Source organism: Micromonospora sp. DT4 (genome assembly GCF_049841675.1).
Taxonomy (GTDB): Bacteria; Actinomycetota; Actinomycetes; order Mycobacteriales; family Micromonosporaceae; genus Micromonospora.
Genome location: NZ_JBNCKT010000107.1, coordinates 1 through 18,237 on the forward strand (window position 1 = coordinate 1; position 18,237 = coordinate 18,237).

At 65.4% G+C, this 18,237-nt stretch carries 17 protein-coding genes and 1 pseudogene; 10 read left to right on the top strand and 8 right to left on the bottom strand.

Going from position 1 to position 18,237, the window contains the following annotated elements:
- Positions 1-224 precede the first annotated feature (224 nt).
- Complete coding sequence (locus tag ACLQ24_RS23685; protein ID WP_425893906.1) at positions 225-1,460, top strand: MFS transporter; 1,236 nt, start codon at positions 225-227, stop codon at positions 1,458-1,460.
- Positions 1,461-1,499: 39 nt separating this feature from the next.
- Positions 1,500-2,216, top strand: coding sequence for a GNAT family N-acetyltransferase (locus ACLQ24_RS23690; protein WP_425893907.1), 717 nt, complete (start codon positions 1,500-1,502; stop codon positions 2,214-2,216).
- 512 nt (positions 2,217-2,728) lie between these two features.
- Here ACLQ24_RS23690 and ACLQ24_RS23695 read toward each other — a convergent pair.
- The 4 genes and pseudogenes from ACLQ24_RS23695 to ACLQ24_RS23710 form a co-directional block, all read right to left on the bottom strand.
- The gene (locus ACLQ24_RS23695; protein ID WP_425893908.1) at positions 2,729-3,670 is read right to left on the bottom strand and encodes a sucrase ferredoxin; all 942 of its coding nucleotides are present in this window, start codon (positions 3,668-3,670) and stop codon (positions 2,729-2,731) included.
- Complete coding sequence (locus ACLQ24_RS23700; RefSeq protein WP_425893909.1) at positions 3,664-4,686, bottom strand: TIGR01459 family HAD-type hydrolase; 1,023 nt, start codon at positions 4,684-4,686, stop codon at positions 3,664-3,666. The genes ACLQ24_RS23695 and ACLQ24_RS23700 overlap by 7 nt, the downstream gene beginning before the upstream one ends.
- Positions 4,687-4,912: 226 nt before the next feature.
- On the bottom strand, positions 4,913-5,083 hold the full coding sequence (locus ACLQ24_RS23705) for a hypothetical protein (protein ID WP_425893910.1): 171 nt from the start codon (positions 5,081-5,083) through the stop codon (positions 4,913-4,915).
- Positions 5,084-5,105: 22 nt separating this feature from the next.
- Positions 5,106-5,612: pseudogene (locus ACLQ24_RS23710) on the bottom strand (hypothetical protein); the annotation flags it as partial.
- Positions 5,613-6,254: 642 nt separating this feature from the next.
- On the opposite strand from ACLQ24_RS23710, the gene ACLQ24_RS23715 reads away from it, so the two are divergent.
- The 3 genes from ACLQ24_RS23715 to ACLQ24_RS23725 all read left to right on the top strand — a co-directional run bounded on the left by ACLQ24_RS23715 (position 6,255) and on the right by ACLQ24_RS23725 (position 9,172).
- Positions 6,255-7,274, top strand: a complete 1,020-nt coding sequence (locus ACLQ24_RS23715) for a hypothetical protein (protein WP_425893911.1) — start codon at positions 6,255-6,257, stop codon at positions 7,272-7,274.
- Positions 7,271-8,338: an iron-containing redox enzyme family protein gene (locus ACLQ24_RS23720; RefSeq protein ID WP_425893912.1), complete on the top strand. Its 1,068-nt coding sequence runs from the start codon at positions 7,271-7,273 to the stop codon at positions 8,336-8,338. The genes ACLQ24_RS23715 and ACLQ24_RS23720 overlap by 4 nt, the downstream gene beginning before the upstream one ends.
- Before the next feature lie 84 nt (positions 8,339-8,422).
- Entirely contained in the window at positions 8,423-9,172 is a 750-nt protein-coding gene (locus ACLQ24_RS23725) for a class I SAM-dependent methyltransferase (RefSeq protein WP_425893913.1), read from the top strand.
- Between the two features lie 56 nt (positions 9,173-9,228).
- Here the strand turns inward: ACLQ24_RS23725 and ACLQ24_RS23730 are convergent, their stop codons facing one another.
- Entirely contained in the window at positions 9,229-10,170 is a 942-nt protein-coding gene (locus ACLQ24_RS23730; protein WP_425893914.1) for a GNAT family N-acetyltransferase, read from the bottom strand.
- Positions 10,171-10,393: 223 nt separating this feature from the next.
- Here ACLQ24_RS23730 and ACLQ24_RS23735 point away from each other — a divergent pair, with 223 nt between their 5' ends.
- The 5 genes from ACLQ24_RS23735 to ACLQ24_RS23755 all read left to right on the top strand — a co-directional run bounded on the left by ACLQ24_RS23735 (position 10,394) and on the right by ACLQ24_RS23755 (position 15,434).
- Entirely contained in the window at positions 10,394-11,239 is an 846-nt protein-coding gene (locus tag ACLQ24_RS23735; RefSeq protein WP_425893915.1) for a class I SAM-dependent methyltransferase, read from the top strand.
- Positions 11,240-11,332: 93 nt separating this feature from the next.
- Positions 11,333-12,064, top strand: coding sequence for a class I SAM-dependent methyltransferase (locus ACLQ24_RS23740; RefSeq protein ID WP_425893916.1), 732 nt, complete (start codon positions 11,333-11,335; stop codon positions 12,062-12,064).
- Positions 12,065-12,761: 697 nt separating this feature from the next.
- Entirely contained in the window at positions 12,762-12,935 is a 174-nt protein-coding gene (locus ACLQ24_RS23745) for a hypothetical protein (RefSeq protein ID WP_425893917.1), read from the top strand.
- Positions 12,936-13,092: 157 nt separating this feature from the next.
- Entirely contained in the window at positions 13,093-14,007 is a 915-nt protein-coding gene (locus tag ACLQ24_RS23750; RefSeq protein ID WP_425893918.1) for a GNAT family N-acetyltransferase, read from the top strand.
- 95 nt (positions 14,008-14,102) lie between these two features.
- On the top strand, positions 14,103-15,434 hold the full coding sequence (locus ACLQ24_RS23755) for an MFS transporter (RefSeq protein WP_425893919.1): 1,332 nt from the start codon (positions 14,103-14,105) through the stop codon (positions 15,432-15,434).
- 242 nt (positions 15,435-15,676) lie between these two features.
- On the opposite strand, the gene ACLQ24_RS23760 is transcribed toward ACLQ24_RS23755, so the two are convergent.
- The 3 genes from ACLQ24_RS23760 to ACLQ24_RS23770 are packed head-to-tail and all read right to left on the bottom strand — an operon-like array spanning position 15,677 to position 17,973.
- Positions 15,677-16,459 carry an amino acid ABC transporter ATP-binding protein gene (locus tag ACLQ24_RS23760; RefSeq protein WP_425893920.1) on the bottom strand — a complete coding sequence of 261 codons (783 nt, stop codon included), beginning with the start codon at positions 16,457-16,459 and terminating at the stop codon, positions 15,677-15,679.
- Positions 16,456-17,127, bottom strand: a complete 672-nt coding sequence (locus tag ACLQ24_RS23765) for an amino acid ABC transporter permease (RefSeq protein WP_425893921.1) — start codon at positions 17,125-17,127, stop codon at positions 16,456-16,458. Before ACLQ24_RS23765 ends, ACLQ24_RS23760 begins: the two co-directional genes overlap by 4 nt.
- Positions 17,128-17,148: 21 nt before the next feature.
- Positions 17,149-17,973: an ABC transporter substrate-binding protein gene (locus ACLQ24_RS23770; protein WP_425893922.1), complete on the bottom strand. Its 825-nt coding sequence runs from the start codon at positions 17,971-17,973 to the stop codon at positions 17,149-17,151.
- Positions 17,974-18,237: the final 264 nt, after the last annotated feature.

The following is an 18,237-nucleotide window of genomic DNA, read 5'->3' on the forward strand; positions in this document are numbered from 1 at the left end:
CTTGCGCCACAGGGGAAAGCCGACGCGCGTCCCGCACCGTAACGCCCATACACCCCAAACGATCACAAACCATTTGGATTACGGGTCAATAACGAGCGCGGACGGGGTCAGTCACGGATAGTCGTTGCCCATGAGCGGAGCGGAGGCGTCCACCTCGGCGCCCACCCCTCGGCGCCGTTGGACCGGTTTGCGACCATCCATCTCCTGTCTCTGATGGAGGACCGATGCTTGCTCCACTGCGGTACGGGGTGTTCCGGTACCTGGCCGCCGGTCGGTTGGCCAATATGGTGGGCACCGCCCTGGCACCCATCGCGTTGGCGTTCGCCGTACTCGATCTGACCGGCTCCGTGCGCGACCTGGGCCTGGTCGTCGGCACGAGATCACTGATGACCGTACTGTTCGTGCTTGTCGGCGGGGTGGCGGCTGACAAACTTCCGCGCCGGCTGGTGCTCGTCGGCTCGAACGTGTTGGGCGCGCTGACCCAAGCGGCGGTAGCCGCCCTGGTGCTCACCGGCGCGGCGACAATCCCGCTGTTGTTGGCGCTCGGTGCGGCCAATGGGATCGTGGCCGCTCTGGCGCAGCCAGCCTCGGCCGCCGCGACACCGCAGACCGTACCGCCGGAGTTGATCCTACCGGCCAACGCGCTCATCCGACTCGGGATGAACGCAGGAATGATCGGCGGTGCCTCTCTCGGCGGACTCCTGGTGGCCGCCGCGGGGCCCGGATGGGGTCTCGCTGTGGACGCGCTGACGTTCGCGGTCGCCGCCGCGATGTTCGCCGGAGTCCGGATCTCCGGTACGCGGGACCGGGGCGCCCGCACCAGAGTCCTCACCGACCTCCGCGAGGGCTGGGCCGAGTTCACCGCGCGGACCTGGGTCTGGGTGGTCGTACTCGGCTTCATGGTCCTCAATGCGGCGCTCGCCGGCGGCGTCAACGTGCTGGGCCCGGCCGTCGCCGACCAGACCATCGGCCGGAGCGCCTGGGGCGTGGTGCTGGCCGCGCAGACCGCCGGCATGGTGGTCGGCGGCTTGATCGCCCTACGGATCCGGGTACGCAGATTGCTGCGGCTCGGCGTGCTCTGTATGTTGGCCGAGGCGCTCCTGTTGCTGGGGTTGGCCCTGACGCCCAGCCTCATCATGCTGCTGATGGCGGCGGTGGCGGTCGGCATCGCGGTCGAGCAGTTCGCCGTCGCCTGGGACACTTCGCTCGCACAACACATCCCCGGCGAACGGCTGGCCCGCGTCTATTCCTACGACATGTTGGGCTCCTGGACAGCGGTTCCACTCGGCCAGATCGCGGTAGCACCGCTCAGCGAGGTGATCGGTACCCGAGTCACGCTGCTGATCCTCGCCGCATCGGTCGTCGTCGCCGTTCTGGGCATGTTGACCAGCCGGGACGTGCGGCGGCTTGGCGCAACCCGAACCGATGCCGATTCAGGGTTGGAATCGAGCCGTCGATGAAGATCATCGATCTGCGGCGTGGATGTTAGTATCCCGTGAATGATCGGGCAGGATATATATGTCGAAAACGCCTCGGCGATGTGGCGGGCGGTGGCCCCCGATGACACCCAGAAGGAACAGGCGTACTTCCGCGCCGATCTGCCCCGGATGACGCGCATCCTGGTGCGGGAGCCGCTGTCGGCGGAGGGCGTGTCGGGTCTGGTGGACGACGTATCTTCGACGAAGAGCGTGGTCGTCGAAGATGTGTACGGCGGGCATGAGGTGCTGCCCGCCTCGACGGTACGCGTTCTGCGTATGCCGGTGATGGTGCGATCCATAGCGGCGGTGCCTGCTGCCGTCACCAAGGGCGTGCGCATCGTCCAGGTTTCTGATCCGGCCGAGTTGGCGGTGGCGGAGCGCGTCATCGTGGAGGGCTTCCCGGTATCCGCGTTGCTGCCATGGCGCAGAGGCGAGGCGCTTCCCCCGCACGTCCTCGGCGTCCCTGGCTGGAGAGTCTGGCTGGCATATCGGGATGGTGCGGCGGCCGGCGCCGGCTACACCTTCGACGACGGCAACAGCGTGGGCCTCTACTGGCTGGTCACCTCACCTGAGCACCGATCGGTCGGGCTTGCCCGGGCGCTGCTGACCCAGGCCATTCGCGCCAATCCGGCCCGGCCTTTCACGCTTGTCGCGACAGACGCCGGGATGCCGTTGTACGAGTCGTTGGACTTCCGAACCGCCGCGACAGCCACTTGGTACATGCGGTCGCCCGCCTAGCAGCCCTGAACCACTTCGAAGGCCGCTCCTTCATCGGCTGGCACCGCCACGTCACCCTGGCCACCGGCGCGCACCTGTTCGTCACCGAACTGCGCCTTGACCCAGAGCGACCTGACCTTCTACGCGGTCATCCGCGAGATGCAACGACTCCTCGCGACCCGGACCGGCGCCTGCCGCACCTGCCACCAACCCGGGAAACCTCTACACCGCAACAAACGCCACAGAATCCAACAAAGCACTACGAGGGTATGGTTCGCACGTGCCAGCGGCCTTCGTCGAGCCCAGCCGCCGTCGCGGCGGACGCGTACGGCGTCTCCTGCACACCCTGCCGCTTCCGCTGCGCCGTCGCCGCTCATCTGGCTGCGCGCGTGGTCGACCACGAAGTGGCATCATCAGCCGTACGAGGCGGACCGTGGGGCGAGTCGGACAGGCACGGCGGTGCGTGTCCCGCCGGCGGGACACGCACCGCGTCGCCGCCGCGGCCAGTGTCCCAGCCCCTTGGCAGACAGGCCCTACGCGATGCGGAGGATGCGCTCCACCACGAGGCCACTGACGACGTCCGGAAGCTGCCCACAGGATTTCGGCCGCCGCCGGCCGCCGGTCTTCGGCGCGACCTTCACGATCCAACGCTGTCTGTCACGGTGGCTTACAAGCACCGAGCGATCCGGCAGCTCCACTACGACCAGGGAGTTCGGGTCGTGGTCGCCGGTCCCTTGACGAATGGCCAGCTCCGCTACCTGCCCGGCTGCCGTCCAGGTGGAGCGGCCGCGCAGCCTCCGTAGGTCCAATCGGTGCGCCGCAGCGGCGGCCAGGGCGTCGTCGAGTAGATCGGGCGTGAGCCAGCCGTACATGTAGCCGTGAGGCAGCACGAGGGCAGTTGGTGCGAACCGGTGCCCGCCGAGGTGGCTGCACTCCCACACCTCCGCAGTCCGAGAGTCACTCAGGTCCCGGAGGAGCGCGCGCCCGAAGACGGCGCAGCAGCGATCCCGCTTGGCGTTCGTGCACACCAGTGCTACCGGGTCGGTGCGGTGACCGTGCCCCGAGGGACGGCCGGCAGCCAGTCCGTCGAGGTCGAGGTGACGCAGTTCGCTGTCGTCCTCGATCCGGATGCTTTCGAGCCAGGCGCTCCCTGGGCGGGTGTGCGCCATGAGGACCCGTCGCCCGCCGGGCTCGTCGAATCCCCGCTGGCTGGGGCGCCGGATCAGCAGCAGCCTCATGCCGCGATCCTGCGCTGCGGCAGCGAGGTGAGCGCCGAGAACGGGATCGAGTCGGCTCAGGGTGGCCGCGTCGCGACCCCAGGGACCAGGCTGCTCGACCGCGAGCCAACTGGTCGTCGTCGGCGTCGTTCCGGCAAGCAGGTCTTCGGCCCAGCGGGCAACCTTGGCGCACAGCTCGTCCGGCGGGGTTGGCGGCGCTGTCTGCCATTCTCCTGCATCACCTCGTTCGCTCACCACCGCAACCGGTCCATGGTGAAGGTGGGAAGTGCCGTCCCGCGCTCCCGAATCGCCTCCGACAATCCGTTCCCAGCCAGGCCAGCCATGTCACGATGAACGCCAGTGTCGAGGACCAGAACGCGGTGCAGCCCGGCACAGGCGGCGCCGGCGATGTCGGTGTCAAGCGAGTCGCCGACGGCGACGACGTGGGCCGCGTCCGTCGCCAGCCGGGTAAGACAACTGTGGTAGGCCTCGGGCATGGGTTTGCCGCACCAGGTCACCGTTCCGCCGAGACCCACATACAGGTCTGCGAGGTGGCCGGCAGCCCGTATCCGGCGACTGCCGACGTACAGCTCTCGGTCTGGGTTTGCGCAGATCATCGGAACGCCTCGCCGTGCGGTGGAGCGCAACTGCTCCATCCAGAACGGCAGGAGACTCTCGTCCCGGACAGCTCCGGTGGCCACCACGACGTCGGCCTGATCGGCCGTCCTGACCAGCACCCTGCCATCGCGGACGAGCCAGTCCGTCCCCTCGTCCGAGCCGACCTGCAAAGCTCGGCGATGGCTGGTCCCGCTGAGATGTTCGGCGGCCAACTCGCCCGAGGTGACCACGTGGTCTGTCCGGTCCACCGGCACGCCGAGCTCATTCAGGTAGGACCGCAGGTTGTCCGACCCCCGGGAGCTGTTCGAGAGCAGCAGGACCGCGATGCCGTGACGGCGCAACTGTCGAAGACATTCCGCCGCCTCCGGCAGGGCGCTCTTGCCATCGATGAGCACGCCCCAGATATCCAGGATGACCGCGCGGTATGCCGTGACGACGTCCCGCAGGCCGGTCGAGAGCATTACTGGGGCACATGTTGATTCTTCGGTGACTCCGGTCATGCCGTATCCGTCCGCTTCGGTTGAGAGGATTCCCGTTAGTGCGGTCCATGCGACGATTTGATCCCGGGAAAGGCTCGCATGGACCCGCAATTGTCTACAAGAGAGCCGCGTCCCCGCATCGGCCTGAACTGGAGACCAGCCAGGTAATGCCAACATCAGTTATCTGGGAAGGTCACAGTCGTAGGCCACCTCGGCGTACGTGTTCAGCCAACGTCAACGGCATGATCATGCCTTGTCGAGACTCTCGCCGATCTGGTCAAACCATTACAGAGCGGACGGCCACAGCTGGCAGGAGCGGCTGCAGGGTCAAGATCGACCCACCGTATGAGCGCATAACCACAGGTCAGACCGATTCGGCCGCCCATCTACTCACGCTGAACAGCTACACCTCGGCCACTGTGGCTCCCTCGATGATGTGCTCGCGAAAACTGCCGGCTACGTGCCGCCAGCCTCGCTGGCGATAGAATCGCTGCGCGTTCTCGTTGCGATCGAGAACCCAGAGAAGCGTGCGGGAGAATCCCCACGTCGTCAGCGTCTGCACTGCTCTTAACATCAGTTGCCCCGCCGAGCCCTTGTCCCTGCACGTTCGGGTGAACGTGAATAGCGTGCAGCTCGCCGAATCCTGCGTCCTCTCCGATGCCGACGTGTGCGAATCCGAGCACCTTGCGTGCGGCCGAGCCGTCCACCGCAACGGGTAGCTGATGCGGTGGGAGGGTTGCGCGCAGTTGTCCGCCCCACCACTTGGTCATTCGTTCGGTATTCATTGCCGCGAGCACCTGGCCGGGAAGCAGAGTCTGGTAGGCGCTCTGCCTCGCCGCCACGTGCACGGCGGCAATCGCTGCGATGTCTCCTGGCGCCGCGTCCTGCACAAAAGCAGCGTGCTGAACACCGGTGTCGCGCATTATCGGTACCTCCAGATCCGGCGCCGCGTGCCCGGGATAGGTAGGGTCGTCGGAGTTTTTCGGCCGGTGGCCACCGAGCCAGCCTGCGTCCCGCGCCGGCACTGCCTCCCACCGCACCTCTCGACCCGGCCGAGTCGCGTGCCGGGTCAGCAGGACGCAGGTGGGACCGCCGTTTTTCATGATCGACTAAGGGTGGCGCTGCCGCTCGATCGTGAGCGATCAGGCAGGTGGTGGGCCAGCCGCCGCAGCCGCTATCTGAACGGCGTTGGTACTGGTTCGTCAAGCTGCCGAGAAGCCCATTGAGGCGACAGGCCGGTTTCCTGGGCAACGTGGCTCGTAGTGATGTCCACCGCCGTTGTGGGTGGGTTCGACCTGCCGATTTACGCCGCACCGTGCGGTGGGAGGCCCGCACGCCTCGCTGAACGCATCGCGCCTGTACCGACCACGACTTGTCCACGATTCGGGACGCGAGGCATGCTCCCCGCTTTGTGCTGAATTACGGTCGGTAGCAGCGTCCACCGCCAGTACGGCTATCTCTCTGCCGATATGACATTGACCGGTGCGCGTATCTAATCACTCTTCGTAACTCTCCGATCTCACCCCAATGCTGACGGTCGTCGCAGGCCATATTCGCTGGTATGGTTCCCCCTGGCGGGCCGCCGCAATGTCGAGTTGGATCGAAATAAGGGGGTGTCATATGAGGATCAAGCGTCGCAAGAAGGTCATCGCTCTCTCGGCTCTGCACCTCTGATCCGTACGTGGGCCGGGCGGGCTCACCAGCCCGCCCGGCCTGCGTCACCCTTTTCTATCTATGAGGACAATATGGCCAATATTTTGATGCCTGGCATGCCAATACTTCGTGCTCGTCCCGAGGTCAACGACAGTGGTGGGATCGAGCTTCACACGCCACGCGGCGTCTTTGACGTCGATCCGGTTGATGGGTTGAGTAGGGACGAGCTTCTGCGTGTCCTGCGCCATTTGGACGGTCGCAGCGGTATTTCGGAGTTGGCGCGGGCCGTGGACATCGACGCCGATCGGCTCAAGGCGATCATCGGGCCTGCGGTGACGATGGGGCTCGTCGACGACTTGAGTGCGCCAGAGGCGCGCTCGGGCCTTGCGTCGTTGTCGCGTGTGGAAGATAATTTGAATATTCTGGTCGATGAGCTGATCTTCCAAGGCCCATTTTGGCGTGCGGTGTCGGAGCGGCCTGAGTCGTTGCCACACAACGTGTTCTACGGCTTCGGCCTGGAGAACTGGTTCTTCCTCTACAACGAGACGCTCTTCGACGGGCCGGTCGTTTCTCACCCGACGAGTGCGGCGTTGCGCGCCATGCTGCAGGAGTTCAACTTCGAGGAGCACCGCCACGATGACATCGTTCTGCGGGCGTTCGCTCCCCTGGGGATCACGAAGGAGCAGTTGCTGCGGGCGCGGCCGCTGCCAACGACCATTGCCCTGATCAACATGCTGGCCTGGTGGTCGCGTACCGACCCGCTGTTCTTCATGGCCACGATCGGCATTCTGGAGGGGCGGCTCGACACCGACGGCGACGGCGAAAACGGTCCAATCTACGACTCCTTCCTTGAGGCGTGCGACCGAGTCGGGGTGCGGTCGGACTTCGTGCAGCCGCTCCGCGCACATGCCAAGGTCAACGCGGGCCATGACCACGGCGCGGTGAGCCGTGAGCTGTTCGCAGAGGTGGTGGGCGTGGACAAGGAAGCCGAGCAGCGGTGGCGCGGCAAGACGCACCTGTTCGTCGAGACGTACGCCGCGTTCTTCAACGGTGTCCTCGACTACTACAGCCAGCCTGACCGGCCGTTGCTGCGGATTGCGGGAGTTGAATGATGGTGGAGACGGCGATGATCCAAGACCAGGGCTTCCGGCGGCCGTTGCTGCGTCCGAATGCCGTCTGGCAGAAGACCTCCGACGGTGCCGAGGTGAACTATCTCGACGGCCGGCGGCTCGTCGAGTTTGAGTTCGACGCCGATCGGCGCGAGGACTTCTACCGCTTTCTGGATTTGCTGGCGCGCAGCGAGACACCGGCGGGCGAGCTGCGGGCCGCGTTCCCGGGCAGCGACGGCGAGTGGCGCGACATGCTCGACGCCCTCGATGAGCAGGGGATGCTGGCCGAAGGGCTGGAGGCGCCCGCGGGTGGATACACGGGCGTGGGTGCTTACCCGGCGCTTCGGCGGCTGGCCGACGAGGTCCGGGACACCGTTCGAAGTCCTCTCTATGCGGCTCTCGAGAGCGGCGAGGTGACGCGGGAGCAGATCATCGGCTATGCGATCGAGTACTGGCAGATCACTCACCTGTGTCCCCGGGTCGTGGCGCCGGTGCTCGCTCGGGATGACTTCAGTGTCACCACCTGGCAGAAACTGATGTCGTTCTACATGACCGAGCGTAACCACGATCGGATGCTGGAGAAGTCCCTCAAGGCCGTTGGCGTCTCCCGGGAACAGCTACTGCGTTCCCAGCCACTGCCGGCCACGATGGCGATCATGGCTGCTCTGGGCGTGGACGCGTACCAGTTCCCGCTGGCTCTCATCACCGTTCTGTTCCCCATGGAGGAACCGGAGCCAGACTTCCTGGAACTGCTGGTGAGGCGGTCCCGGGAGTTGGGGTTGCCGGAGGCGTTCATCAAGCCGATCATGGATCACTCCGACGTGAACGACGACGAGGCCCATGATGCCGTCACGCTCGACATCTTGGCCGACTTTCCGTTCGTCGGCGAGGAAGAGCTGCGCGAGTGCGGCAAGGCCGTCGCCGACGTCATCGAGCAACGCGCACGGCTGGACGCTGAGATCCTGCAGTGGTACGCCACAGGCGGCGTCCGTGATTTCAGCACCAACGATTACCCACTGGAATCCGGGAGGGCTCTCACCTGCGCACCGCTGACCTCGCTGGCCTGATCTTCCTAGCAGTCAACTATAGGGGGAGCGACTCTTCCTCGCCGAAAGGCACCCGCTGCCAGTTCACAATCATGGAGGCACCAGATGACCAGAACAGACGCCGCCGATGGTGCCGTCCGGCCGTCGTCCAGCGCGACGGAGGCCCAACCGGAGGCCGTGCGGTTCGCGGCACTCCGGGACCGCTTTGGTGTACTCATCAACATAGCTCTACGTGAGTACCTGCGGGAGAATCTGGATTCCGGCCAGCGGGCGATCGACCTGGGGTGCGCCGGCGGGTTCATGTGCGAGATGCTGGCGACGAAGTTCGATGAGGTCGTCGGCATCGACATCTCACCCGACCTTCTGGACATCGCCCGTCGGGACCGGAGCCGGACGAACATCACGTACGAGTTGACCGATCTGCTGCTGGTCACGCCAGAGACACACGGCCACTTCGACTTGGTGTACTCCGCGTACACCCTGCATCACGTGCCGGACCTCGATGCCGGGCTGCGTGCCGCGAAGCAGCTGGTCCGGCCAGGCGGCACACTCATGCTTGTCCATCTGGTGGGCCGACGGGACGGGCGTCCACGGGGCTGGTACCGCCGTCAAGCGTTGCGGAACCTCGTCTTCGACGTGCTTCGGCGCAGGCGGGGCCTGACAGAGGCGTGGGAACTTTATCGGATCAACACCCACCCGCTGTGGTTGCGGCACATCATGTCGCAGCGGCACCTGTCCGCCGAGCAGTTCGAGGGGATTGTGAAGTCGACATACCCGTCGTGCGAGGTGATCGACATGGGTCGCGCTCGGATGGTTGTCTGGCGCCGGCCCGCCGACGACACGACCGACGAATAGCGCGATGACGTGACAGACCCCGTTGCCCCGCAGGGTCTTATGAGGGCTGAGGTCAGTCAGGCGAGCGTCGAGCTTCCTGTCGGCCACTCTACCGTCCGCACCGTCTGAACCCGTGGGGTTCGGAATCGATCGGAGTCGACCAGCGGGTTGCTGCCAAATACATAGGTAACGAGATCAGCTCGCGCGGGGTTCAGGTGCTCGCCGAGGTCGGCGTAGCCGAGCATGACGGTGGGGTCGGTCAGCCGGTCCAGCGACAGCAGGCGGTCGGCGACGTCGCCGCCGAATCGTGGGCCGAGCGACCCGGCTGGCACCGGATCGAAACCAAGCCGGGCTTTGAAGTGGAAAAGGCCAGGCTTGGTCATATGACCGTAGAGGTTGGGGTCGTTGCCCATCGTGACGGCGTGAAAACCGTCCTCACGTGCCACATCGAACGCCCGCGTGTACAGGACCCGTGGAAGGCTCGCCTCCCGCCACACGAGCTCGACTGCCGAAAATCGCACTCGTACGACGTCGAATTCCGGCGACCGTTGACAGAGGCACCCCCCGACCATCCGATCCCCGTCGAAGGCGAACACGGCGTAGTCCTGCCCGCCATGGAGAATCTCCTCCCTGGCCTGGCGGGCGAAGGCCACGCCGTACGCCATCTCCTCGATCCGCTTTTCGTAGAGATCGAAGAATGTGTCGAGGTGTTCCTCCTGGATCGACTCCTGGACTTCGATCCGCAGCCCCGCCTTTTCGGCGCGGCGCCAGGCGCGATTCACCTGCCGGCTGCTGCGGGTGAGGAGATCCGATTGTTCGTCGTCGATCCTGGCCAGCCAGGTCACCCATGCCGGCTTCACGATGAATCCGGCCGCGCCGAGGGCCGCCCACGAGTCTACCGGTGGGTCCAGCACTCGGACGAGCGCCGCCCGAGGCTCGGGGAAATCTCCGGATAGGCTCATTGCCTCGTCGGCCGTCGCCTCGATGATGGGCAGACCGAAGTGGTCGAATAAATTCATGCTGCGACGACTTTCTGCGGGACAGCGATCAGAGGGCAGTGTTCGGAGCTGGCAAGAGCGATGGACGATGAAACTGGTGACAATAACCCTACTCGATCTTTGTGGCAATTGGCAAGATCGTGGTTGTCGGCCGGCGTCAACCATGGGGAACCCCGCTTGTTGCCCGCACCGAGTCCTGTCGATGTCATTGTGGATCGGGTGCTCTCGCTAGTAGAGTGACGGAGTGCTTACTCCGACACCGAAGGTCGTCGAGTCGAACCCCCAGGGCGAGAGGCGGCCGGGCCAGTTTTTTGGCAGCAATCCGGAACGCTATGACCGCACTCGACCGAAGTATCCCGACGCCATGATCGAGCGGCTTGTTAAGGCATTTACCGGACCGAATGTGCTTGATGTCGGTTGCGGGACCGGGGTCGTTGCGCTGCAATTACAGAAGGCTGGCTGCGCCGTCCTGGGCGTCGAGCCCGACATGCGGATGGCCGAGGTGGCGCGGCGCGGTGGAATCGACGTGGAGATCGCGACCTTCGAGGCATGGGGCCTGGCCGGTCGGCAGTTCGACGCCGTCGTGTCCGGGACGGCTTGGCACTGGGTGGACCCCGTAATGGGGGCGGCAAAAGCGGCGAGCGCGCTGCGGCCCGGTGGCATGTTGGCGCCGTTCTGGCACGTCTTCGAACCTCCCCCGGAGGTGGCGGAGGGGTTCGCTGCTGCTTATCGTCGGGTCGAGCCTGGATCCCCGATGGACGCCCGGTCGGCCGGTACCCTGAGCGCCTTCTCGGCCGGGCCGAACTTGGCCGCCTACCAGGTGCTGTTCGACAATGCCCTCATTGGGATCCGACAGGTCGGCCGGTTCAACGAGCCCGAGCGCTGGCGATTCGACAGTGAGCAGTCCTACACCCGCGACGAATGGTTGGAACAGATGACAACCTTCGGCCCCCTGTTGCGTCTTCCGGGACACAAGCGTGCGCAGATCCTGGAGAATGTCGGGTCGGTGATCGACGGGATGGGCGGTGCGGTGAACGTCACCTGCATAACCGTCTTGTTCACTGCGACGTGCCGGGCGGGTAAGAGTTAGACGCCGGGTCCGGCGGTCCGGCTCGGGGACGCGATCCGTGAGTCGGCCTGTCCGGCAAGCGAAGGGTATTCTTCATCGAGGAGGGCTTCACCCATGATGAATTCGCACGAATTCCAGCGCGAGTTCCTGGCGTTCGCGGATACCTTTCCCGGCCCTGCGGAACAGAGTGAACGGGAGAGTGACCTCGTATGGTCGCTCGGCGGCTTCCAGCCCGGCGACGCGCTACTCGATATTGCCTGCGGCTACGGCAGAATTTCGAAGTACCTCGCGAAGCGCGGCGGGAATGTGTTGGGTGTGGACGCCAGTGCCCCATGGATCGAAATCGCGCGCACGGATGTCCCGCAAGCCACTTTCGAAGTTCGAGATATGCGGGATCTCAGCGGCCTGGGTGAGTTCGACGGAGCGGTGCTGTGGTGGACATGTTTCGGCCGTTTCGACGACGAGACGGATCGGAGAATTCTCGCCGACATCTGTGGTCTCCTGCGACCCGGCGCCAAATTCGTGTTGGAGACGTTCAACGGTCCCCTGTTCACCATGGAGTCGATTCTGAACCCCAAGGGACGGACGATCACCGTGCGGTTGGAGGACAGGATCTACGTAGAAGAACGCAAGGTGGACGACGAGGGCCGCCGTTTGCGTGGCGTCAACGTCATCTACCGTGACTCCCGCCGCTTCGAGGACGAGTTCGATTTTCGGGTCCTCTCCGGGCCCGAGTTGGAGTTCTGGCTGCTGCACGCGGGCTTCAGCTCCGTCGAACTTTTCGATCGGGAAGGGAAGCCGTTCCGCAAGGACTCCTACAACCTGGTCGCGGTTGCGACGAAGTAGGTGCGAGGAGGTCGAGACGGTGCGCCCACGTCACGACTGGCTGCGCACGCGGCGTCAGCTTCCGCTAACGCGTCCGGCAGGACGCTCTGCACGGCCTCGCCGGAGGCGACGTCATGTGGGCGAAGCACGCCGCACCGCAACGGGCTGACGCGTGCTCGGCGTTTCCGGATCATGGCGCTGCTGTCCACGCCGGACACGACGCTCGGCCCGTGGACGCGGGAACAGCGCGGAGATGGTAGAGATCCCGGGTCGGGATTCATGAGGTCCGCAGAGGCGCTGGCCCGACTAACAATTGAGCCGGAAGAATGCAAGGGCTTGACACTGCCAAATCGTCATGATCTTATTTTCCCGCTCTTTCCGGAGCGGAGTTCACCACTGCGTCCACCGCGCAGACGTCGGCCAATGGTGCAGATGTTGCTAGGCTGCGACGACGGTCGCTGAGGTGACCGTCGGATGGGTCGTCGACCGCGATTCTGAGGTTCCCAGCGGGATGCGTGGGTTGTCGGTGCGGTGGGTCATGCTCGTCCGGCGAAGCGCCTCCGCGCGACGACGTGGAGCGGTCGCCGGGTGCCAACCACGTGGAGCCCGTTCAGCGATGGGACGTCAGCGCGTACGCGACGAGTCAGCCGTTGCCGAGTGCAAGCACATCACGGGCTGGCAGCTGGCCTCCGCCACGGTCCAGGATTGGGAGGGGAAGATGACCGCTCAGCGGTACCTGAAGCCGGTACGCACCCAGCGGTTTGCGACGTCGCCGGTCGCCGCGACGATCGAGGTGTGCGACACCCCGCGAGCCGCGATCCGACACGATCTCCAGGTGCCGGGCGTGGTGTCGCGGGAGGCTGGGGAGGCTGTGCATGCCATCGCTCACTGAAGGGCGGGCGGGCGGTGAGGTGAGGGTCAGCGTCGAGGCCATCCCCGAGATCGATCCGGCAGCCTGGGCTGCGGTGAATCGATGTGCCGGCTACTACCAGTCGTGGAACTGGCTGCGATTCGCCCAGGACTACACCGGGTCGACGTCCTCCGCTGTGGTGGTCCGCGACGGCGAGCGGATCATCGCCGCCATGCCCTTCTGGGTCACGACGCAGCGGGAGAAGGCGAGTCTCAGCCCGCCGGCGTTGCTCTCGGGTGTGGGACTCGGCCCCGGCCGATACATCGTCGCGTCCGCTCAGCGGGCCTACACCAGCCAACTGCTGCTGGCCGACGAAGCGTCCGCCGACTGGGCCGTTCCGCTCATGGTGGACCGCCTCCGGGACGCCGCTCGGCGAATCGACGCCGTCGGATGCCTGGTGATCTACGCTCGCGGCGACCAGCTGAGCTACTACCGACACGTCGTCCCTGAACGGTCGCCAGTGTTGATGGACCACGACGCCAGCATCCCGGTGGGTGGCGTGGACGACCCACTGCCCCCCGGCATGTCGGGACACCGAAGGGCACGCATCCGTCGTGAGGAGGCCCGCTTCGAGGCGGCCGGATACCGGATAGGACGGGAGAGGCTGGCGGACTGCCTGGACGACTTTGCGCGGCTGGCGGTGAACCTTGAGCGACGGCACGGCGGCGACCTCGACGCCGATACCTTGGGTGGCCAGCTTGGGGTTCAGGTGAAATGGTGCGACGACGAGGCTGTGGTGTTCACAGCCCGCCGCGACGAGCGACTAGCCGCGGCCTGTCTCTGCTACGTCTCGGCTACCAGCATCGTCTCCCGGATGTACGGGTTCGACGATCAACTGTCCGGCGGCTCGTACGAATACTTCAACCTCGCCTACTACCTGCCGTTGCGGTACGCCGCGGCGCACGGGTTGAGCGCTGTGGAGGTCGGCAGACAGGCGCTGGACGCGAAGCGGCTACGCGGAGCCGTCGTCCATTCCCTTTGGGCAGTTGACCTGAGCGAGAATCCGCTGTGGAATGAGCCGCCGCCTGTGCTGCACGACGGCATCAGAGCCTGACCTTCCGGCAAGGACTGCGTCTCGGCGAGATCGACGTGGACGACGACCGGCCGCCGATGGCACGGTGCCTACCGCGGGCGAGATTTGACGTACGGATGAAGACCGAGATGCTGGCGATGAGCGACCGCGAGATCGGCCAATCTGCTGACTGGACCGCGACGGGGCTGACCAGCGCAACCAGAGGAAAGAGTATGCCAGCGACATATCGTGAACTGTTTGCCGTGCCGGAGTTCCGTAACCTGTTCGCCGCGCATGTGGCATCCATTTTCGGCAGTGCCTTCGCCGGAGTGGCGGTCATGGTACTCGTCTTCGAGCGCACCGGCTCGACGGCCCTGTCGGCGTTCGCGTTCAGCCTTGCATTCCTGCCTCACCTTTGCGGCTGGGTGCTGGTGCCACTGGTGCTGTACAGAGTCCGCCCTCGCAGGACGATGGTTCTCTGCGATGTCGTCAGCGGGTCGGTTATCGGCGTCATGGCATTGCCGGTGGTGCCCGTGCCGGTGCTGCTCGTCATGCTCTTCGTCGTGGGCACGCTGTCGTCGATCTTCTCCGGGGTGCGGGCGGCGACGTTGTCCGAGGTGTTGCCCGACGAACGGCTGTTCGTGCTGGGCCGGGCGATCATCCGCCTGGTGGCTCAGGGTGCGGTCATCGCCGGCTCGGCCGTGGGCGCGGTGCTGCTGGCCGTCTTCTCGGCACCGGCGGCCCTGTTGGTGGATGCCGTGGCACTGCTGATTTCGGCCACCCTCATCCGGTTCGGCACCCGGAACAGGCCCGCTCCCCAGGCGCCCGTCGATGATGCCGGTCGTGCGATGCGTCTGCACAGCGCGCCGTTCCGACACCGGCAGGCCCGTCGTCTCCTGCTGTTCACTTGGCTGATGCCGGCGTGCGTGATCGCCCCGGAGGCGCTCGCCGTCCCGTATCTCCACGCCATCGGGCAGCCCATCGAGCAGGTCGGGTTCCTGCTGGCGATGATGCCGCTCGGCCTGATCGTCGCCGAGCTGGTGGTGAGCCGCATGTTCGGGGGGACGGGACAGGTCAGATTCGCCGCGATCGGTGGATGGTTGGCCATCCTCGCGCTGGCGGCTTTCGTTACGTCTCCCTCGCCGGCGGTCGCGGTGGTGCTGCTCTTCGCGATGGGTGTGGGGCTGGCGAGCGGCGCCGGCGTGGACCGGCTGATGATGACCACGGTGCCGGAGGGGATACGGACCGGTGCCCTGGCATACGGAGGAATCGGACTGATGGCCACCCAGGGTCTCGGCATCGTGGTCTGGGGTGCGGTCGGCGAGTGGCTGCAGGTGACAATTGCTATCGGCTTGGCCGCGATCGCCGCCGCGGTGGTGCTGATCCTGCTCAAGCCACGGCGGGGCATTGCTGAGGTCGTCGCTCCCGGCCCGGACTTGCCGGAGACGGCCAGCACGCGGTCCGGATGATCGGGTTTGGTGGCCGCCGGTCACCGCTGAGCGGCGAGTTCGCCCGGCCACGAGGCTGACCAGCGGTCAACGCGAGTTTCGCGGCGTTGCCGGCGGGCCCGGTCCGCGGTCGACCGCCGCTGCGGACGTCGTCCCATGCCGACACCCGGCCTGGGTTACTGGCCCGGGCCTGCCACCGGGGACTCGAGCCATCGCCTCGCAGCACGCCACGGGAGAGGCTTGGCCGGCACCGCGATCCTGTGTCAGGGGTTCAGAACCCGCTCCAAGAAGAGCTTCGTCCGGTCGTTCTGTGGTGCCGTGAAGATCTGCTCGGCTGACCCGACCTCGACGATACGTCCATCGGCCATGAAGGCGACGCGGTCGGCCACGTCCCGAGCGAACGACATCTCGTGGGTGACGACGACCATGGTGCGACTCTCCGCGGCAAGCCGCCGCATGCAGCGGAGCACCTCACCGACGAGTTCCGGATCCAGTGCGGAAGTGACCTCGTCGAACAGCAGAATCATCGCGTCCATCGCGAGAGCCCGTGCGATGGCCACTCGCTGCTGTTGACCGCCGGACAGTCGACCTGGCATCTCCTGGGCCTTCTCCGACAGCCCGACCCGCTCAAGTTCCGTTGAGGCAATTTCACGAGCGGCGGCCGTCGACTTGCCCTTGACGAGCCGCAGGGGAAGGGCCACATTGTCGATCACCCGCAGATGTGGGAAGAGGTTGAACTGCTGGAATACCATCCCGACGTCGCCGCGAGAGCGTCGGGCCTGGCTCTGTCCGTCCACCTGCCTGCCGACCCGGATCGTGCCCTCGTCAAGGCTTTCCAGGCCGGCGACACATCGCAGGAGAGTGGATTTGCCGCTACCACTTGGACCAATGACGCACAACACTTCGGACTCGGCGACATCTAGGTCGACCGCCTGCAGAACCTCGATGTGGCCGTACCGTTTATGCGCATTTTCAACACGCAAAACCACTTTCCGGTCATCCTCAGGTGGTGAGGAGACATGCGATTCATTGGCGTTAGTGGTCAAGGGACTACAAACCTTCGCTCAAGATATGTGGTAATCACGGAGAGGGGATAGGTGAGCAGGAAGTAGAGGACCGCCAGTGCGGTGTACACCTCGAGTGGCCGGAACGTGGTCGTGACGTAGTTCTGCGCCGCGTACGTCAGTTCCGGAATGGCGATGACCGACAGGATGGATGACTCCTTGACCAGGGTGATGAACACGTTCGCCGTCGCGGGCAGCACCCGTCTCAGGGCCTGTGGAACGAGGATGTAGCGCAACGTCTGCCTGCTGGAGAGGCCGAGCACGTGCGCGGCATCGCGCTGCCCTCGACCGATCGATACGAGTCCGGCCCGGAAGATCTCAGAGAGATAGGCGCCGGCGTTCAGACTCAGGGCGATTATCCCGGAGGTCACGGCGGACAGGGAGAAACCTAGGATGATGGGTAGGACGTAGAAGATCCAGATGAGCTGAACAAGCAGCGGGGTCGTTCGGAAGAAGTCCACGTACAGGTAGGCGGCCTGATTGACGATCGGAATCCGGTAGGTCCTCCCGACAGCGGCGACGAGCCCGAGCGCCGAACCGATTGTCAGGGCCGCCGCGCTGACGAGGATGACATACTTGACGCCGGCCAGGACGAGGGACAAAAAGTCCGCCGTCCAGATGACCTCCCAGTGCCAGGTGTATCCGTTCACCAGGTTCCTCCCGGCCCGGGCCTAGAGCGAGTGCTCGGGGGTGAACCATTTATCGATGAGCTTCTGGATCGTGCCGTCCTCGGACCGCTTGGTGATGAACTCGTCCAGCCGATTCCGCAGCGAGGGGTCCCCACCCTTTTGAACGCTCCACCCGACCCCGACCGGGTCGACACCCACGCCGTCATCCGGGACCGCCTTGAACTCCGGGTAACGCTGCAGGATTGCCCGCACGATGACGTTCTCCACCATGAGTGCGGTGGAGCGACCGCTCACCACCTCGGAGACGAGTTCGGGGACCCCACTGCCGGCCGAGGCCACCTCGCGTCGTTTCGCGTTGGGGACCGACCTCTTCGCGGTCAGGCACTGTGCGCCGCCCTGGAGACAGGCCAGGACGACGTTGCTCTTGTCGAAGTCGGCGAGCGTGTTCAGATCGTTGCGCGATTGAGGTACGAGGAAGACGGCGCCATTCTGGGTGTACGGCTTCACGAAATCCACCGCTGACTGGCGTTCGGGCCGCGCCTGCAACGAGGACACCATGTCATACTTGCCGGCCTGTAGCCCGGCGATGATGGTCGTGTAGCTGCTCTCCACGTACTCGACCTTGACGCCGAGGTCAGCAGCGAGGAGCGCGAGGAGCTCGGGATCGAAACCGGTGAGGTTGCCCGGCGCGTCCTTCAAGGAGTAGGGCGGGCTGATGCCGATGCCGACGCGGATCACTCCTTTCGACTCGATCTGCGCCAGGTGGGTCTGGCCATCTTCCGCGCTGCCGGGTGAGCAAGCGCTCACCAGCGCCAGCGCAAGGCTGAGGCAACCGCCGATCAGGGCAGCCCGCTTGAACTCGATCATCCTGTTCTCCTGTGATTCGTGAGGGATCGTGCCGGGCGACATCGTGATCAGGTGCTCGACCGCGATGCCGCGCTGGCTTGTCGCTCCGGTCCGTGGCGGACGCGCATGCCCACATCGCGCACCCGACGCCCGCCGGGGCGGCTCAGGCGGCAGAAGGCAATGATTGGCGGCATCGTGCGGTGCGCTGGCGCTAGGCCGTGTCTTGTGGATCAGGTTTCGCGGGCGAGGTCGCGGAGCCAGATCTTGATGGTGGCGATGTCGATG